The sequence below is a fragment of the Yoonia rosea genome (assembly GCF_900156505.1).
Taxonomy (GTDB): domain Bacteria; phylum Pseudomonadota; class Alphaproteobacteria; order Rhodobacterales; family Rhodobacteraceae; genus Yoonia; species Yoonia rosea.
In genome coordinates this window covers 583,494-601,528 of the sequence record NZ_FTPR01000001.1, presented here as the reverse complement: position 1 = coordinate 601,528, position 18,035 = coordinate 583,494, and the positions used below count along the sequence as shown (strand labels likewise).

Genomic DNA, 18,035 nt, shown 5'->3' with positions numbered 1-18,035 from the left:
TCGGCGCAGGGCCGACTATAGACCCAAAACCGGGCGCAGGGATAGTTTTTCCGCGCAAACCAGGATCAAGACAGCGCCGATCACATCTGGCGCCGTCCGCGAAGCGGCGCTTGCACGCCCAGATCCCCTACGCCTTGAATCCTGTTGCCACCACGAACTTTTCGGAACTGTCCGACCGTGACGCAGGCGGTTTGACGTTTGCCACCTTCGTGAACCGTGCCTTCAGCAGTTTTTGCAAATCGCCCTCGGCTCCGCCTGCCAGAACCTTGGCAACAAAGGTCCCGCCCTCTTCCAGAACGTCAAAGGCGAAATAGGCCGCTGCTTCGCAGAGCGCGATAATGCGGTTGTGGTCGGTCTGTTTGTGCCCCGAGGCCGAGGCCGCCATGTCTGACATGACCACGTTGGCCTTGCCGCCCAGCCATTCCTTGACCTTCACGTCGGCGTCGTCTTCCATGAAATCCAGCTGGTGAATTTCGGCCCCTGCGATCGCTTCAACCTCTTGCAGGTCCACACCCAGCACAAAGCCCTGCGCCTTGCTGGTGCGTTCGCCCAACGTATTGGCACGCTTGACCGCCACCTGCAGCCAGCCACCCGGCGCACAGCCCAGATCAACGATGCGTGCACCCGGCACGAGGAAACGGTATTTATCATCCAACTCAAGGATTTTATAGGCCGCGCGCCCGCGATACCCTTCGGTCTGCGCGCGTTTCACGTAAGGATCGTTCAACTGCCGCTGCAACCATTGGGTCGAGCTGAGCTTGCGCCCGCGGGCGGTCTTTACCTTCACATGCAGATCGCGTTGCCCGCGACCGGATGTGTTCTTTTTTGTGGGACGTTTCACCATGACAGCGCCTTAACCCTAAAACGGGGTGTCTTCCAAGACCCCATGCGCGGACATCTGGGCATAAAGCAGCCCTTCACGCAGGCCGCGATCCGCCACGGACAGACGATCCGTTGGCCAAAGCCGCATCAGCGCCTGCAAAATTGCCGCGCCCGACATAATCAGGGCCTGCCGATCCTTGCCAATGCGGGGGTCATTGCGGCGTCCTGCGGGCCCCAGCACAAGGTAATCTCGGATCACCGCGTCAATCTGGTCTGTCGTCATGCGCAAACCGTCCACCTTGGTGCGGTCATAGCGTTTCAGGCCCAGATGGCTCGCGGCGACTGTTGTCACAGTGCCGCTGGTGCCGATAATCTGAAATCCTTCGCGCGCCTGAGCGGCGGCGTAGGGCGAAAATTCTTCAAGGTTCTCTTCAAAAAACCAGCTCATCAGCGCGAAACGCGCCGCATCGTCTTCGACATCTTCGAACTGGTCGCGCAGCGTGGCGACACCCAAAGGTACAGAAATCCAGTCCACGACCTTGGCCGCAGCGAAAGGCCCGGGATCGGACTTGAACCCCGCATGCAGACGCATGATCGCACGGGGGCGTTCGCGTTTGGGCACATTGGTAAGGTCAATCCAGACCAGTTCGGTCGACCCGCCGCCAATATCCACCACCAAAAGCTGTTCGGTGTTCACACTGACCAGTGGTGCGCAGGAAATCACCGCAAGGCGCGCTTCTTCCTCTGGTTTGATGATTTCCAGATTAAGGCCGGTCTCGCGGCGCACCTGGGCCACAAAACTGTCGCCGTTGAGCGCACGCCGGCATGCCTCTGTCGCCACAAGACGCATATGTTCAACGCCGTGACGTTTGAGCTTCTCGCGGCAGATGCGCATGGCCGAAATCGTGCGGTTCATCGACGCGCGGGACAGCCTGCCGGTGTTTTCCAGACCATGGCCCAGTTGCACCGACTTTGAAAAACTGTCGACCACATGGAATTGACTGCCCTTGGGTTGGGCAATCAACATCCGGCAGCTATTTGTGCCCAAATCCAGCGCCGCATATAGCTGCGATGGATCAGGCGATTTCGGCGCGGGGCTATCGACCGCTTTCGGGAACGCGCCCGCACCATCGGGACGCTTGGGCGCCATTGTTTACGCCCTCCATTTTCGAGTTACCCTCAAGCTAGGCGGGGAAAGGACTTTGCACAAGTCTTGTCATGCATTCCCGCGCGCGGCTCACAACGATTATGCAAAATTTGAAGATGCCTGCCGATAGCCGTCCCGGTCCGGATCGGTTAGCAAACGCATCGTCGCTCACTGCACAATGGAGGTCGAAAACCGACATTGAAGGGGGCAATGCGATGATAGAACGAGAGCAAGAGAAACGAGAGGAATCACATATGGCCGACGTCACGATCGTCTATTGGCGCGACATGCCAGCGCAGGTCATTGTGGGCCGCGGACGGCGCGGGGTGAAGCTGCCCCTGCCGGAACGGTTTGAACAGGCGATTGACCGTGCTGCGATGAAATCAGGTGCGGCTGAGTCTGATGATTACATGGCCGGTTTTCGCAAGGCTGATCCGATTCCTGTCGATGGCACCGATCAAGAGGCAGCAGAAGCCACTGTCGCCAAGATCGATGCTGAATATGACCTAGAGCGCATCAAGACGCTCATTGCTAATGATGGCTGGGCTTGAAGACCCCGCCCCCTTTCCCCACGCGCCTATCGGAGGTCGTTATGTCGCTGCTCTCATTCCGCAAATCCAAAGCGGTCGCCACGCCGACCGTCAATGCCCACATGGAAGCCTTCCTGAGGGATTATTCCATCGAAGTGATGCCACGCACCGCCGAAAAAGTGGAAGACTTCCGCGAACTGCTGCCCGCTGGCACGCGGGTCTATATCGCCCATATCGAGGGCACACCGATTGAAGACATGGTCGCAACGGCCAAACGGCTGGCAACGGACGGCTATAAGGTGATGCCGCACTTCCCCGCGCGGATCATCAAGAATGAGGCAACGCTGGGCGACTGGATTGCGCGCTATCAGGGCGAGGCGGGCGTCGATCAGGCGTTGTTGCTGGCCGGTGGCGTGGCAACACCGCATGGCGACTATCATTCCTCCATGCAACTGCTGGAAAGCGGACTGTTCGACAAGGCTGGCTTCAAGCGCCTGCATGTCGCGGGTCACCCCGAAGGCAACCGCGACATCGACAAGGACGGGTCGGACAAGAACGTCATGGAGGCGTTGCGCTGGAAACAGAAATTCTCTGACACCACTGACGCCGAAATGGCGCTGGCCACACAATTCGCCTTTGAGGCAGGCCCGATTATCGCTTGGGCTGACGCCCTGAAAGACGCTGGCGTCACGATCCCTGTTCACATCGGCATTGCCGGTCCGGCCAAGCTGCAAACACTGATCAAATTCGCCATTGCCTGCGGCGTCGGGCCTTCTTTGAAGGTGCTGCAAAAGCGTGCGATGGATGTGACCAAGCTGCTGCTGCCCTATGAGCCAACCGAGGTCCTGACGGAACTGGCGGCGCACAAGGCGGCCAACCCGGACTTCAATATCACCAATGTCCACTTCTTCCCCCTTGGCGGCATCAAGACGAATGCCACCTGGGCCATCGAAAATGGCGGCGATTCTGCCGTTCCCGCATCTCAATCCTAAGGACCGCTCATAATGACACGCACGATTGTTGAATCCAAAACCAAGACTGCCATTATCGGGTTCGACCAGCCCTTTTGCGTGATCGGTGAACGGATCAACCCCACAGGCCGCAAAATTCTGGCCGAAGAGCTGGAGCGCGGTGATTTTTCCCGCGTCGAGGCGGACGCCATCGCACAGGTCGCGGCAGGCGCGAATATCCTTGATATCAACTCGGGTGCGGTGTTTTCGAACAAGATGGCCGAAGACCCGCGCTATGCGGACAACAACTTTGTTGAACCGCCTCTGATGAAGGAAATGATCGAACGTGTGCAGGCGATTGTGGATGTGCCGCTCTGCATCGACAGTTCGGTTCCCGGCGCTTTGGAAAACGGTCTGGCCGCGGCCGAAGGGCGGCCCCTGCTGAACTCTGTCACCGGCGAGGAAGAGCGACTGGAACTGGTGCTGCCGCTGGTGAAGAAATACAACGTGCCGGTGGTGGCGATTTCAAACGATGACACAGGTATTTCGGAAGATCCGGACGTGCGCTTTGCGGTCGCCAAGAAGATCGTGGAACGCGCCGCTGATTTTGGCATTCCAGCCCATGATATCGTGGTCGACCCGCTGGTCATGCCGATTGGCGCGATGGGAACCGCCGGTTTGCAGGTTTTTACGCTGGTGCGGCGCTTGCGCGAAGAACTGGGCGTGAACACGACCTGTGGTGCGTCCAACATCAGCTTTGGTCTACCCAACCGTCACGGCATCAATAACGCGTTCCTGCCGATGGCAATGACTGCCGGCATGACATCGGCCATTATGAACCCTGTGGCACTGCCGGTCGGGCCCAAGAAGATCGCGGAAAAGAAAGCTGAAATTCTGGCTGCAGGGATCATCCTGCCGGAAGACATTGACGACGAGACATTCGTGACGCTTTTTGGCCTTGGTTCAACCAAGCCACGTGCGGGCAAAGAGATGGAAGCGATCCGTGCTGCCAACTTCCTGACGGACAATGACCCTTCAGGGTCCGAATGGATCAAGTTCAACCGCGTGGCCCCCAAAGAGGGCGAAGGGCGCGCGCGGACAGGGCGCCGTCGCCGCGGTTAAGAACAGACTTTCACGAAAGTCTGTGACAAATCCTCTTTGAGGATTTGGCGGCAATTTCTGTGTCAGAAATTGGCTAGCGCCCTACCCGCCCTGCAAGTCCGCGCAGGGCGGTGTTGAGCACCGCCATGTCCCCACCAACACCCAGGAATGTCACGCCTTTTTCCGCGTATTCGGCAAAACGGCTTTCATCAAAGGTGATGATCCCCGCTATCTTGCCGGCAGCGACTGTGCGTGCAATCAGGTGGTCTATGGCCTTTTCCACTTCCGGATGATCAGGCTGGCCCGGATAGCCCATATCCGCCGACAAATCCGCAGGCCCGACAAACACTCCGTCCACGCCATCCGTCGCGGCAATTGCGTCAATATTCTCAACCGCGGCAGCACTTTCGGCCTGCACCAGCAAGCACACCTGTGCATTCGCAGTATGCGGATAATCGGGCACCGCACCCCAGCCCGTCGCACGCGCCAGAACCGCCCCCATCCCGCGATTACCGTCGGGCGGATAGCGCATCGCACGGGCCATCTTTTGCGCTGTCTGCGCATCATCGACCATCGGCACCAGCACCGTCTGGCACCCCAGATCAAGCACCTGCTTGACCATCCACGCCTCGGCATTCGCGATCCGCACAACAGCGGGCGTGCCGCTGATGGCCAGCGCCTGTAATTGCGGTAGCATCTCGCTTACCGTATTGGGGCCGTGTTCACCATCAATCAGGCACCAGTCAAAGCCTGCGTTCCCCGCAAGCTCGGCCAGCACAGCTGTGCCGGATGTCAGCCAGATACCGTGCTGGATCTGACCGGATTGAAGCGAGGCTTTCAGTCGGTTGACGGGTGTTTGCATGGTCGGACCTCAATGATTAATCGCGCCGATGCGATCACATCGGCGCGATACAAGCAACTCGTTACGCTCGGGAGGAACCCTTATCTGTAATAGAGCGACTGTCCGTTATGGAAGATCTGCACCTTCTCAGGCGTCGCGGCCATACGTACGGATTTACCACGCAGATCGGCGTGGATACCGGGCAGCTTGCCAATGACGGCGTCATTGTCACCGACCTTGTCAAAATAGAGCAAGGTAACCTCACCCAGAGCTTCGGTGATGTTGACCTTGCCTTCGAAGGCATAGTCGTCACCCGACGATTCAACCATGTCTTCGGGGCGAATACCGACGTTCACCTGCAAACCTTTGTCCGATGCCTGCGTCGGCACGGCCGATTTCACCAGACCACCTCCGGCAAGTTTGACAACGGTTTGCGCGCCAGTTTCCACGATTTCACCGGCCAGCAGGTTCATGGCCGGAGAGCCGATAAACTGCGCCACAAATTCGTTCTCGGGGCGTTCGTAAAGCTCGAGCGGGGTGCCGACCTGGGCGATCCCCTTGTTGGCCAGCACCACGATGCGGGTGGCCAGTGTCATCGCCTCGACCTGGTCGTGGGTCACGTAGATCATCGTGCTGTCAGGCATCGATTCCTTGAGTTGCGCGATCTCGATCCGTGTGGCCACACGCAAGGCGGCGTCAAGGTTCGAAAGCGGCTCGTCAAAAAGATAGACTTTGGGATCACGCACGATCGAGCGGCCAATGGCAACACGCTGGCGCTGTCCTCCCGAGAGCGCTTTGGGCAAACGATCCAGATAATCATCCAGCTGCAGGATTTTTGCGGCGCGGTTTACCGCCTCGTCAATCTCCGCCTGTGATTTCTTGGCCAGCTTGAGCGCGAACGACATGTTATCGCGCACGGTCATATGCGGATAGAGCGCGTAGGACTGGAACACCATGGCAATCCCGCGCTGCGCAGGGGGCACGTCGTTGACGACCTGACCATCAATCTGCAATTCGCCACCCGTGATCTTTTCGAGCCCCGCAATCATCCGCAACAAAGTGGACTTGCCGCAACCGGACGGGCCAACAAAGACGATCAATTCGCCCTTTTTGATATCCAGATTAATGTGTTTGAGCACATCGACCGTTCCGCCATAAGTCTTGGCGACGTCCGTTAGTTTCAGATCAGCCATATCTCACTCCCCTAGAATTATGTCTTGAGCGCGAGGCAAACCTGCCACGGCCCAAGGTGCAGTCTTCCGTCTGCAGATGTATGTGCACTGCCCAGCTCGGCACCGATCGGTGTCCAGTTCCCCTCGGGCAGATCGAAATCGGATGGCGTTTCACTGACGTTGAAGGCGCAGAATATCGTCTGTTTGCCTGCTGTCCGCGTGAAATACACGACATCGCCCGTGGCCTGCATGCGGTCATGTTCACCGATGCTGAGTGCCGGATGCGAATGCCGGAAAGCGATGGCCTTGCGGTAGTGGTGCAGCAACGCGCCCGGTTCGTCCTCTTGCGCCTTGACCGACAGATGCAGATGCTCAGACGCCACAGGCAACCAAGGCCGCGCATCCGAGAACCCGCCGTTCTGGTTGTCACTGTCCCAGACCATCGGCGTGCGGCACCCGTCACGGCCTTTGAACTCGGGCCAAAACTCGATGCCATAGGGGTCTTGAAGGTCTTCAAAGGCGACATCGGCCTCCGGCAGGCCGAGCTCTTCGCCCTGATAAATACAGACCGACCCGCGCAGGCACATAATGAGCGTTGCGAACATACGCTGCGCCGCTGGCGGCAAATGCCAGCGCGTCGCATGGCGCACCACATCGTGATTGGAAAACGCCCAGCAGGCCCAGCCGTCAGCAGCCTTTTCATCCACCTGCCCCATCACATCAACGATGCGCGCCGCGGTCGGTTGATCGGCGGCCAGAAATTCAAAGGCATAGCACATCTGCATCAGGTCATCGCCAGCGGTATACTGGCCCATGATCTCAAGCCCGCGCTGCGCATCGCCCACTTCACCCACGGCAGCGGCGCCATAGGGTTCCATCACGGCCCGCAATTTGCGCAGAAAATCAATGTTTTCGGGCTGGTTCTTGGAATAAAGATGTTCCTGGTGGTTATAGGGGTTCACCGAAGGCGCTATGTTGGCGTTGCGTTTTTCCTTGGGCAAAGGTGGATTGTCGCGCAGCTGCGCGTCGTGCATGTAGAAATTGATGGTATCAAGGCGGAAGCCATCACAGCCCCGGTTCAACCAGAACCGCGCGACATCCAGCAACGCCTCTTGCACCTGCGGCTCATGGAAATTCAGGTCCGGCTGGGACACAAGGAAGTTGTGCAGATAGTACTGTTCGCGTCGCGCATCCCACTGCCAGGCCGAGCCGCCAAAGATCGACAGCCAGTTGTTCGGCGGCGTTCCATCCGGTTTGGGGTCGGCCCAGACATACCAGTTGGCTTTGTCATTCGTCCGGTCCTTGCGGCTCTCGGCGAACCAGGGGTGCTGATCGCTCGTGTGGCTGAGGACCAGATCAATCATCACGCGGATGCCCAGACGGTGTGCGGTATCGACAACAGCATCAAAATCCGCAATCGAGCCGAACATCGGGTCAACGTCGCAATAGTCGCTGACGTCATAGCCGAAGTCTTTCATCGGCGACATAAAGAAGGGCGAAATCCAGATTGCATCAACACCCAGCGACGCGATGTAGGGCAAGCGCTGCACGATCCCCAAAAGATCGCCAATGCCGTCGCCGTTGCTGTCCTGATAGCTGCGCGGGTAAATCTGGTAGATCACCGCCCCCCGCCACCAATCTTGGTCCACAGCCATTTCGGTATTATTGGCCAGCGCCGTCGTCATAATGTGTCGTTCCTATTCCATGCCCCTTCCCGGGTGTTTGATCCGGGATCTTTCAGAGGGCGTAAGTGTTGCCCCGAGACTGGCCCGGGGCGCGTGATTTTATTTGACTGATCCTGCCAGAAGGCCACGGACAAGGTATTTTTGCATCGCAAAGAAGACTGCGAGCGGCACCGCGATCGACACAAAGGCCGAGGTCGCGAGGATTTCCCAGTCGCCGCCACGGGTGCCCAGCAATTCGACGATCTGCTTGGTCATGACCGTGGTTTCACCTGTCGCGTCAATCAGGAACACCAAGGCCACGAGAAGGTCGTTCCATGTCCACAGAAACTGGAAGATCGCGAAAGAAGCCAGCGCCGGAAAACTGAGCGGCAGGATAATCTTGGTAAAGATCTGGAAATCCGTCGCACCATCCACTTTGGCGTTCTCGATGATATCGCGCGGCAGGCCGACCATGTAGTTGCGCAACAGATAGATCGCCAGAGGCAGGCCAAATCCCGTATGCGCAAGCCATGTTCCCAAATACCCTTTGCCGATACCAATCGCGTTGTGCAGCGACAGGAGCGGAATAAGGGCCAGTTGCAGCGGCACAACCAAGAGCCCGACGATGATCGCAATCAGCAAGGCGCGCCCCGGGAAATCCATCCAAGCCAGTGCATAGGCCGCAAAGGCCGCAATCAGGATCGGGATGATCGTGGCAGGGATGACAACCGTCAGCGTGTTCATAAACGCCTTGGCCATGCCTTCCGAGTTATCTTCATCGAAAAGCACGAAGCTATAGTTATCGAGCGTGAAATCCGGCGGTGTCGTGACATCAAGGAACACACGCTGAGCGCGGCCACTGATCTGGTCATCATCGCCTTCCCAGACATAGGCACCGTCGGCCTGCACTGTGAGTGTCTCACCATCACCCAGATCATTCACGTCACCGGGCTGGAAGGCACCAAGGTCGCGGCTGGATGTGGCCCAAGACCGCAGTTCACCTTCGAAATCCTGTCCGTCAAAGATGTTGCCCTCGACCATGAAACGGCCGTTGCCCAGATCGACACGGGCGTCGTCCGGATCGGCCACACGCAACTGGATCGTCTGCTCTGCGGGCAGGAAGGAGGACCACCAGCCCGAGGCTGTGATCTGGTCACCCGTCCGGAACGACGACACCAAGAGCCCCAAAGTCGGAAACAGCCACAGCGCCACAAGCGCCACGACCGAGATGTTCAGCGCCCATACGACGGCGGGCTTACGTCCTGCAATCGCATCCATTACTGCATCTCCTTGCGTGCGTTATAGACGTTCCAGACAAGGATCGGCGTCACCATCAGCATGATAATCATCGCCGAGGCCGAGCCCATGCCCCAATCGTTCGCGCGGAACAATTTGTCGTACATATAGTTGGCCAGAACCTGCGTTTCCCACTGGCCGTTGGTCATGGCGAACACGATATCAAAGACCTTGAGCGTGGCAATCGTGATCGTCGTCCAGACCACCACGATGGTGGACATGATCTGCGGGACTTTGATCTTGAAGAAAATCTGGAACGGGTTTGCACCGTCAATCACGGCGGCCTCGATCGTTTCCTCGGGAATACCGCGCAGGGCGGCAGAGAGGATCACCATGGCAAAACCGGTCTGGATCCAGATCAGTACGGCCATCAGAAAGAAGTTGTTCCAGAATGGCACCTGCAACCATTGCACCGGCGCGTCGCCGCCAAAGGTCAGGTAAAGATGGTTCAGGATACCGATCTGGGCCACGTCTTCGGGACGGGCCTCATAGACCAGTTTAAAGATCACCGCCGCACCGACAAAGGAAATCGCCATCGGCATAAACACGATGGATTTCGCGATATTGCCCCATTTCAGGCGGTCGGTCAGTTGGGCGGCCAGCAAACCAAAGGCAGTCGCGGCGGCAGGCACAACGACCAGCCAGAGGACGTTGTTCAGCATCGCCTCCATGAACTTCGGCTCGGCGAACATCTTGCTGTAATTCTCAAAACCGACAAAAGCATATTCGTTGCCGGGCAAACGCTCTAGGAAGCTGAGGCGGAGTGTCGCGAAGACGGGATAGGCAAGATAAAGACCCAGGGCCAGCAAGGCGGGCATCAGAAACACCCAAGGCCGGATCATATTGGCGCGGTTGATATTGCGGCCCGCATTGGGACCTTCTGCTTTGAAAAGCACCTTATCAAGAAAGAGGTTCGCGCCGTAGAAGTAACCTACGCAGCCCCCGACCCCGATAATGATGGTGATCAATCCCTGTAATGCCGGATTCATAGCGCCCTCCCCTTCGCTGTGTATCTCAGACGGCCGCATGTTGCGCCGCTGAAAGGTCCGGACAGTTGCCCGCCCGAACCCTATGTCGTGTCAGCTTGGGCTGATTACTTCAGCGCGTCCCAGCTTTGCTGGATCGCATCGCCGACTTCTTGCGCGGATGCACCGCCTACATAGTCGACCATACCTGTCCAGAATGTACCAGCACCAATGGCGCCGGGCATCAGGTCAGACCCGTCAAAACGGAATGTGGTCGAGTTCAGCAGGATTTCACCCTGACCACGCAGTGTCGCATCTGCATATGTATCCAGATTGACGCCGGAGTGTGGTGTAAGGAAGCCTGTCTGCGCCATCATCACTTCGTGTGCCAGTGGCTGCTGGAGGAACTCCATGAAGGCCATTGTCGCGTCAGACGCATCTGTCACAGCCATCAAGGTACCGCCGCCCAGAACCGGATTACCCAGATCTTTGCTTGCGAAGGACGGGAAGTAGAAGAAGTCTGCGTCTTCACCGATCACAACGTCCTCGGGCATGAATGCCGGAATGAACGACGCCTGCTTGTGCATGTAGCACTGTGGCGGTGACGAGAACAAACCTGCTGGGCTGTCGCGGAAGTCAGTTGAACCGACCGCAGCGGACCCGCCTGCAACCATTGCATCATTCTTGGCAAACATGCCGAATGTTTCAATGGCCTCGATCACTTTTGGATCGTTGAACGGCAGGTCATTTACGACCCATGCATCATAATCCTCGGGGGATTGCGTGCGCAGCATGATGTCCTCAACCCAGTCTGTCGCGGGCCAACCTGTCGCAGGACCCGAACCCAGACCGATGCACCAAGGTGTGCCGCCGTCTGCGATGATCTGCTCTGACAGGGCGATCAGATCTTCCATGGTTTCCGGAATATCGTACCCTGCATCTTCAAAGTTCTCTGGCACATACCAGACAAGCGACTTCACGTTCACGTTGTAGAAGAAGCCGTAGAACTGATCGTCGCCATTGGCGTCGGCATAGGTACCCAGATCAACCCAGGACTGACCCGCGGCATAGTTCTCAGCCACCCAAGATGCCATGTCCGGACCAAGCGGGTCCAACAGCCCCTGCGACGCCATGTTCGCGGCAAGACCCGGCTGCGGGAAAACAGCGATGTTTCGGTGGGCTGCCTGCCTCGGCGTCAATGACAATCTGCTGCTCAAAGCCGTCCGAGCCCGCATAGGTCACATTTGCGCCTGTTGCTTCGGTAAAGTAGGCGATCATCGAACGGAAAATATCGTCCTCTGGTGACAGCCAAGGCCCGAAAACAGTCACGTCCTGACCGGTCAGATCCGGTGCATTTGCGGCCCACTCATTGTAGACGTCCCAGCTGAAATCACCCTCACCCGGCGTAAACGCAAGATGGCCTGCCGCGGTTGCAGCACTCGCAGTCAGAGCAACCGCTGCCACGCTGGCATACAGTTTCGTAATCATAGAATTTCCTCCCAATCGCGCCAAGATCAACGCGTCCTTTAATGCACTTTCGTGCGATCATTCCCTTCCGCGTCAAGGAATCAAAATTCCAAAGCGCTTTGGATTTACTCACAGTCGGTCAAGTTTAAGCGTCTGTCAATACGGCACTGTTAGCGCTAAAATTTGCCTTGGATTTCCAAGAAATCATGCTACTCAAAAGGCAAGTCGCACGATTTGCCTTGATCGCGCATACGTCAACCACATGCTTGAAAGCGCTTTGGATAATCGCCTGACCCCATGAATTTAAAAGAACTTTCTCAAAATCTGGGGCTTAGCCAAACAACCGTGAGCCGGGCATTGAACGGCTATCCCGAGGTGAGCACGGCCACGCGACGCCGGGTTGAAGAGGCCGCCCGCACTTTCAACTATAGCCCGTCAACGCGGGCCAAAGGGCTGGCGACGGGCAAAGCTCTGGCGATCGGCCATGTGATCCCGCTTTCCAGCAAACATGAGATGGTTAATCCGGTTTTTGGCGACTTTATCGCAGGAGCTGGCGAAACATATTCGCGTAACGGATTTGAAATGATCTTGTCCATTGTCGCCGACGACGACGAGCGCAGGATTTATCAAGGGCTCAAATCACGGCGCGCAGTTGATGGGGTGATTGTGCATGGTCCCGTCATGGATGATCCGCGGATCCCCCTCTTGCATAAACTTGATCTGCCCTTCGCCGTGCATGGCCGTGCTTCGGTCAACGAAACGCCATATGCGTGGCTCGATATGAACAACCGCAATGCGTTCAAACGCGCCACTGATTTCTTGTTCGATCTCGGACATCAGCGGATCGGTTTGGTAAACGGTCTGGAATTCATGGATTTCGCCTATCGGCGGCGCAACGGCTATGTTGCATCGCTGACTGAACATTGTGTGACACCCGATCCGAATTTGATGCGTTCGGGCGAAATGACCGAGGATTTCGGCTATGTCAGCGCACGGCAGATGCTTGCTCTTGAGGACGCGCCGACCGCCATTCTCTGCTCTTCGATGATCAGCGCCCTTGGCGTGCGCCGCGCGATTGAGGAAAAGGGGCTGGTGATGGGCAGCGATGTCTCGGTGATCAGCCATGACGACGTCTTGTCGTACCTCAAGAACGGGGGCGACACCCCGATTTTTACCGCCACACGGTCCTCGGTGCGCGAAGCAGGGCGCCAGTTGGCGCAAATGCTGCTTGACGCGATCGAGAACCCCGCGCGTCCACCACAAACCAAACTGCTAGAAGCGGAACTTGTTGTCGGAACATCAACCGGCCCTGCCCCGCGAAAGGACTGACATGGACTTTAAACGCTCAGATTTCCCCCAAGGTTTCGTCTTTGGGGCGGCCACAGCCGCTTACCAGATCGAGGGCCATAAATTCGGCGGCGCGGGTCCGACCCATTGGGATACTTTTGCCGCAGGTCCGGGCAATGTGGTGCGGGGCGAGGATGGTGCGCTCGCTTGCGACCACTATCACCGTTTTGCCGAGGACCTTGATCTGCTGAAAGATGCGGGCATGGACGCTTACCGGTTTTCCACCTCTTGGGCGCGGGTGATGCCGGACGGGCGGACACCGAACCCTGCGGGTCTGGATTTCTATGATCGCTTGGTCGATGCCATGCTGGAACGCGGCTTGCAGCCGTTTCAGACGCTCTATCACTGGGAACTGCCCAGTGCCCTGGCCGATCAGGGTGGCTGGATGAACCGTGACACCTGCAAGTATTTCGGTGATTTCACAGATGTGATCACCGACCGGATCGGTGACCGTATCCATGCGATCGCCACGATCAACGAGCCGTGGTGTATCTCGTATCTGTCGCATTTTCTGGGCCATCACGCGCCGGGTCTGAAGGATATCCGCGCCGCAGCACGCGCGATGCACCACATCAATCTTGCCCATGGCGAGGCGATGACGCGCCTGCGCGGCAAGGGCATGAAGAACTGCGGGATCGTTCTTAACTTTGATCACACCGACCCCAAGGACGACACGCCAGAGGCCGCACAGGCCGCGGCCACGATGGACGCAATCAACAACCGCTGGTTCATCGAAGCCGTGACCAAAGGCACCTACCCCGAAGAGGCGCTTGCGGGTCTGTCCCCGCATATGCCGGCGGGCTGGCAGGACGACATGGCACAGATCAGCCAGCCAATCGATTTTCTGGGTGTGAACTATTACACCCGCCACAAGGTCACCCGTGATGACAGCATGGTTTGGCCCCATGTCGCATCCGAGGAAGGCCCAGGTGCCAAGACCCAGATGGGGTGGGAGATTTATCCGGACGGACTGCAATCTTTCCTGACGCGCCTATCGCAGGACTATGTCGGCGATCTGCCCATCTTTGTGACGGAAAACGGCATGGCCTGGGATGACCATCTTGTAAACGGTGGCGTGTCCGATCCCGAACGCACCCAATTCATCAATGATCACATCCTGGCAACAAAGCGCGCCATTGATGCAGGCGCGAATGTGCAGGGCTTCTTTTACTGGTCACTGCTGGACAATTACGAATGGGCCTTCGGCTATGAAAAGCGGTTTGGCATCATTCACGTGGATTTTGAGACCTTGAAGCGCACACCGAAAGCATCCTATCACGCGCTGAAATCCGCGATCGCGCGTTAAGGAACACCATGGCACATCCCGCAGATACCTATTCACTGGTTGCCGATATTGGCGGCACCAACACGCGTGTCGCCTTGGCCGATGGGCGCATGATCATCGACAGCACGATCCGGCGCTATCACAACAGTGAATTTCCCGGACTTGAAAGCGTGCTGCGTCGCTATATCGAAGACGAAGGCGGGGTTGACCCTGTTGCGGCCTGTGTTGCGGTGGCGGGGCCCGTGCGTGACGGGCGCGCCACGATGACGAACCTCGACTGGACAATTGACAAGGACACGCTGGCCCGCGCCACCAAAGCGGAAACCGTCGCAATTCTGAATGACTTGCAGGCGCAGGGTCATGCCTTGGGGCACATTGATCCGGCGAATATTCGTACCATCCTGCCGGGCCCTGACAGCAGCCAGAATGCGGCGAAACTGGTGATCGGTGTCGGCACCGGCTTTAACGCGGCACCGGTGTATGATTTGGAACACGGGCGCATCGTTACGCCCTCTGAAAGCGGCCATGCGAACCTGCCGATCCGCAACGAGATGGAGTTGCGGTTGTGTCAGTTTGTCTCCACTGCGCACGGGTTTCCTGCAGTTGAAGATGTCCTTTCCGGCCGCGGGCTTGAGCGTGTTTATGCATTCCTTGGACGTGAAGCCGAGGATCCGCGGGAACGCAGCGCACAAGAGATCATGACCGCCTGCGCCGACGGATCAGACACCCGTGCTGTCGAGGCCGCCCAGCTTTTCACGCGCATTCTTGGGACCGTTTGTGGCAACCTGTCATTGATCCAGCTGCCCTTTGGCGGGGTGTATCTGGCCGGTGGCGTGGCGCGCGCATTTGCACCGCATCTGACTCAATTCGGGTTTGGTGACGCGTTTCGCGACAAGGGCCGCTTTGCAGGCTTCATGGGTAACTTTGCAGTCCATGTGATCGAGGATGACTACGCCGCCCTGACCGGATCAGCGGCGCATCTGGTTGCAATCGGGCGATAACGTCGGCTCACAGCACCTGTCAGGCCTGTTCCAATGTTGGCGACCCCTGAAGCTGTTCCTGCACAGTGTCGGTCAAAGCCTTGAGCGAGAACGGCTTGGGCAGGAATGCGGCCCCGAGCACTTCTGGCTGGCCATCATCAAAAGCGTCTTCGGGATAACCAGACACGAAAACAACCCGCGTTTGCGGGCGCTGCAGCAGCGCCTTGCGCACCCAGGTCGGGCCATCCTGACCGGGCATGATGACGTCGGTCACAAAGATATCGATATGCAGCTCCGCATTTTCCAAAAGCTCCAAAGCGGCCTCGGCGCAATCCGCTTCCAGAACGGTATAGCCGCGCAAGCGTAGGGCACGGGCGGCAAAGGCGCGCACCGGTGCCTCGTCCTCGACCAGCAGCACAACGCCGTCGGCGCTGGTTTTGATGGGCAGGCTCGCAACCGGTGCCACAGGTTCTGCGACTTCTTCCGTTGGTGTATGGCTCGGGAACAACAGTGAAAACGTCGCGCCGACACCGACCTCGCTGTCGACAAAAATATAGCCGCCGGACTGTTTCACGATTCCGTAGGCCGTGGATAACCCAAGCCCGGTTCCCTCACCCACCCGTTTGGTCGTCACGAAGGGTTCAAAGATCTTTTCCAGCTTGTCACTCGGAATACCATGTCCTTCATCAATCACTTTGACCAAGACATAATCGCCCGGCGGCACAGTGGCGCGGTCGCGGTGCAACGCGGTTTTGAGATGCGTATTTTTCGTCACGACACGGATTTCACCCGCACCCTGCATCGCATCGCGGGCATTCACCACAAGGTTCATCAAAACCTGCTCGAGCTGCCGTTTATCGGCCTTGATCCGCGCCAATTGATTGTCATGCTCGAGCTTGAGCGACACTTTCTCTCCGACAAGACGGTTCAACAGATGCGTCAGGTCTGACAGCGTATCGCGCAAATCAAGCGCTTCGGGTTGCAGGGTCTGTTTGCGCGAAAACGCCAGCAGTTGTCCAACAAGGCTCGCGGCGCGGTTGGTATTCTGGTGGATCTGGATCAAATCGCTGTAATCGCGGTCATGTTCATCGTGGTTGCACAGCAAAAGTTCACAATGCCCCGAAATCGCAGTCAGCAGATTGTTGAAATCATGGGCCACACCACCTGCAAGCTGGCCAATCGCCTGCATCTTCTGGCTTTGAACGAATTGCGCCTCAAGCGTCTTTAGCTCTGTGATATCGTTCAACACGGCGATCACATGCAGGTCATCGGGGGAACCGGCCGTGTTCAGTGTGACCTGAACAAAGGTGTCCTGTTTGTCGCCACGGCCATGCAGAAACTGTGATACATGCCCCGCCTGTCCGGCCAATGCTTCGCCAAGCCAGTCGTTGATGGGCCGCCCCGGCCCGTCAAGCACATCAGCCACATGTCGACCGCGTGTCGCCCCGATATTCAACAGCTGGCGTGCCTCGCGGTTCGTAGCCAGCAGCACCCCATCCGGCGCAATTTTCATCAAAGGCACAGGGAGATTTTCAATGGCATCCCAGCCAGGTTCGAACATCGGCGGGGTCGCCGAGATCGGCGCACCGGGAAGGACATAGATATCACGCGTCTCGTCGCTGCCTTCCGTGATCGCCAGCACCACGTCTTTCCGCCCCTGCAATCCACGTAAGACCTGGGGTTGGCCAGACCGCAGCGGCAGCTCATCAAAAACATCCTCGAGCGTACGGAACGAAGGCCCCACCAACTTGCGGAAACTTTCGTTCATCTGGATCACTTGACCACTTGGTCCCACCGTCAGCATCGGAAAAGTCGCCGGTTGCGGCCGCGCGCGCCCTGCCCGTCCAGCAACGCTGAGATCATCCAGCCACCAGATCTGGCAAGCCTCGCCCATGATCAAGAGGCGCAAGCGGAAATGCCCGCCGCGCGTGACAATATCTTCTGTCTTTGCGCCCGTCGGCCCTGCCTGTGCAATAATCTGCGACAACACACTGTACGGGTTGGCCAACATCGCCCCAAGAACCTGCGCCAGCCCGGTCCCTTCCGTGGCACCAAAGCGGTCATGCGCACCGGCATTCGCATACCGAATAAGCCCTGTACCATCTGTGACAAATCCGATGCCCGTGTCATGGGCAATGATCGTATGCGCCATTGCGCGTAACCGGTGCGCCGCGCGCTGATCAAGTTTGAGCGCGACCCCAACAAAACCCGCAGTCACAACCAAGATGCCCCCGCAGATCGCAAAGCCGAAATAAAGTGCAGGCACAGGCATCAAAACGGCCACGGCAAAACACAGACATCCAGCTACAAAAAGATGCAGGACCGGTGGCAGACCGGCAGGCACTTTGGGCCGCTCTGCCGTAAACGACTGATCAAAAGGCAATGCACACACCTCACAACGCGATAAGGCACCTTAAACGCAGAACGCTTAAGTTAACCTTAATGCAAGATAGCAAAGCACCGTTTGC

General features: G+C 57.8%; 14 protein-coding genes and 1 pseudogene. 6 read left to right on the top strand and 9 right to left on the bottom strand.

Going from position 1 to position 18,035, the window contains the following annotated elements:
* Positions 1 to 127: 127 nt before the first annotated feature.
* Both B0B09_RS02855 and B0B09_RS02850 read right to left on the bottom strand, forming a co-directional pair.
* On the bottom strand, positions 128 to 844 hold the full coding sequence (locus B0B09_RS02855) for an RlmE family RNA methyltransferase (RefSeq protein WP_076658285.1): 717 nt from the start codon (positions 842 to 844) through the stop codon (positions 128 to 130).
* Between the two features lie 15 nt (positions 845 to 859).
* Entirely contained in the window at positions 860 to 1,972 is a 1,113-nt protein-coding gene (locus B0B09_RS02850; protein WP_076658284.1) for a Ppx/GppA phosphatase family protein, read from the bottom strand.
* A 251-nt stretch (positions 1,973 to 2,223) separates the two neighbouring features.
* Between B0B09_RS02850 and B0B09_RS02845 the strand changes: the two genes are divergently transcribed.
* Genes B0B09_RS02845 through B0B09_RS02835 form a run of 3 tightly spaced genes read left to right on the top strand, consistent with a single transcriptional unit; the run spans position 2,224 to position 4,571 of the window.
* Entirely contained in the window at positions 2,224 to 2,520 is a 297-nt protein-coding gene (locus tag B0B09_RS02845) for a virulence factor (protein ID WP_055292646.1), read from the top strand.
* A 41-nt stretch (positions 2,521 to 2,561) separates the two neighbouring features.
* On the top strand, positions 2,562 to 3,491 hold the full coding sequence (locus B0B09_RS02840; protein ID WP_076659755.1) for a methylenetetrahydrofolate reductase: 930 nt from the start codon (positions 2,562 to 2,564) through the stop codon (positions 3,489 to 3,491).
* A 12-nt stretch (positions 3,492 to 3,503) separates the two neighbouring features.
* Entirely contained in the window at positions 3,504 to 4,571 is a 1,068-nt protein-coding gene (locus B0B09_RS02835; RefSeq protein WP_055292645.1) for a methyltetrahydrofolate cobalamin methyltransferase, read from the top strand.
* A 73-nt stretch (positions 4,572 to 4,644) separates the two neighbouring features.
* On the opposite strand, the gene B0B09_RS02830 is transcribed toward B0B09_RS02835, so the two are convergent.
* From B0B09_RS02830 to B0B09_RS02805, 6 genes and pseudogenes are all read right to left on the bottom strand, one after another.
* Entirely contained in the window at positions 4,645 to 5,412 is a 768-nt protein-coding gene (locus B0B09_RS02830; protein ID WP_076658283.1) for an HpcH/HpaI aldolase family protein, read from the bottom strand.
* An 80-nt stretch (positions 5,413 to 5,492) separates the two neighbouring features.
* The gene (locus B0B09_RS02825; protein ID WP_055292643.1) at positions 5,493 to 6,584 is read right to left on the bottom strand and encodes an ABC transporter ATP-binding protein; all 1,092 of its coding nucleotides are present in this window, start codon (positions 6,582 to 6,584) and stop codon (positions 5,493 to 5,495) included.
* Positions 6,585 to 6,601: 17 nt separating this feature from the next.
* Positions 6,602 to 8,218: an alpha-glucosidase gene (locus B0B09_RS02820; RefSeq protein ID WP_076659754.1), complete on the bottom strand. Its 1,617-nt coding sequence runs from the start codon at positions 8,216 to 8,218 to the stop codon at positions 6,602 to 6,604.
* A 129-nt stretch (positions 8,219 to 8,347) separates the two neighbouring features.
* Positions 8,348 to 9,505, bottom strand: a complete 1,158-nt coding sequence (locus B0B09_RS02815) for a carbohydrate ABC transporter permease (protein WP_076658282.1) — start codon at positions 9,503 to 9,505, stop codon at positions 8,348 to 8,350.
* Complete coding sequence (locus B0B09_RS02810) at positions 9,505 to 10,512, bottom strand: carbohydrate ABC transporter permease (RefSeq protein WP_055292641.1); 1,008 nt, start codon at positions 10,510 to 10,512, stop codon at positions 9,505 to 9,507. Before B0B09_RS02810 ends, B0B09_RS02815 begins: the two co-directional genes overlap by 1 nt.
* Before the next feature lie 104 nt (positions 10,513 to 10,616).
* Positions 10,617 to 11,976: pseudogene (locus tag B0B09_RS02805) on the bottom strand (ABC transporter substrate-binding protein).
* Positions 11,977 to 12,252: 276 nt separating this feature from the next.
* On the opposite strand from B0B09_RS02805, the gene B0B09_RS02800 reads away from it, so the two are divergent.
* Genes B0B09_RS02800 through B0B09_RS02790 form a run of 3 tightly spaced genes read left to right on the top strand, consistent with a single transcriptional unit; the run spans position 12,253 to position 15,588 of the window.
* The gene (locus B0B09_RS02800; RefSeq protein ID WP_076658281.1) at positions 12,253 to 13,284 is read left to right on the top strand and encodes a substrate-binding domain-containing protein; all 1,032 of its coding nucleotides are present in this window, start codon (positions 12,253 to 12,255) and stop codon (positions 13,282 to 13,284) included.
* Position 13,285: 1 nt separating this feature from the next.
* Positions 13,286 to 14,608, top strand: a complete 1,323-nt coding sequence (locus B0B09_RS02795; protein ID WP_076658280.1) for a GH1 family beta-glucosidase — start codon at positions 13,286 to 13,288, stop codon at positions 14,606 to 14,608.
* An 8-nt stretch (positions 14,609 to 14,616) separates the two neighbouring features.
* On the top strand, positions 14,617 to 15,588 hold the full coding sequence (locus tag B0B09_RS02790) for a glucokinase (RefSeq protein WP_055292637.1): 972 nt from the start codon (positions 14,617 to 14,619) through the stop codon (positions 15,586 to 15,588).
* Between the two features lie 19 nt (positions 15,589 to 15,607).
* Here the strand turns inward: B0B09_RS02790 and B0B09_RS02785 are convergent, their stop codons facing one another.
* Positions 15,608 to 17,950 carry an ATP-binding response regulator gene (locus tag B0B09_RS02785; protein WP_076659752.1) on the bottom strand — a complete coding sequence of 781 codons (2,343 nt, stop codon included), beginning with the start codon at positions 17,948 to 17,950 and terminating at the stop codon, positions 15,608 to 15,610.
* Positions 17,951 to 18,035: the final 85 nt, after the last annotated feature.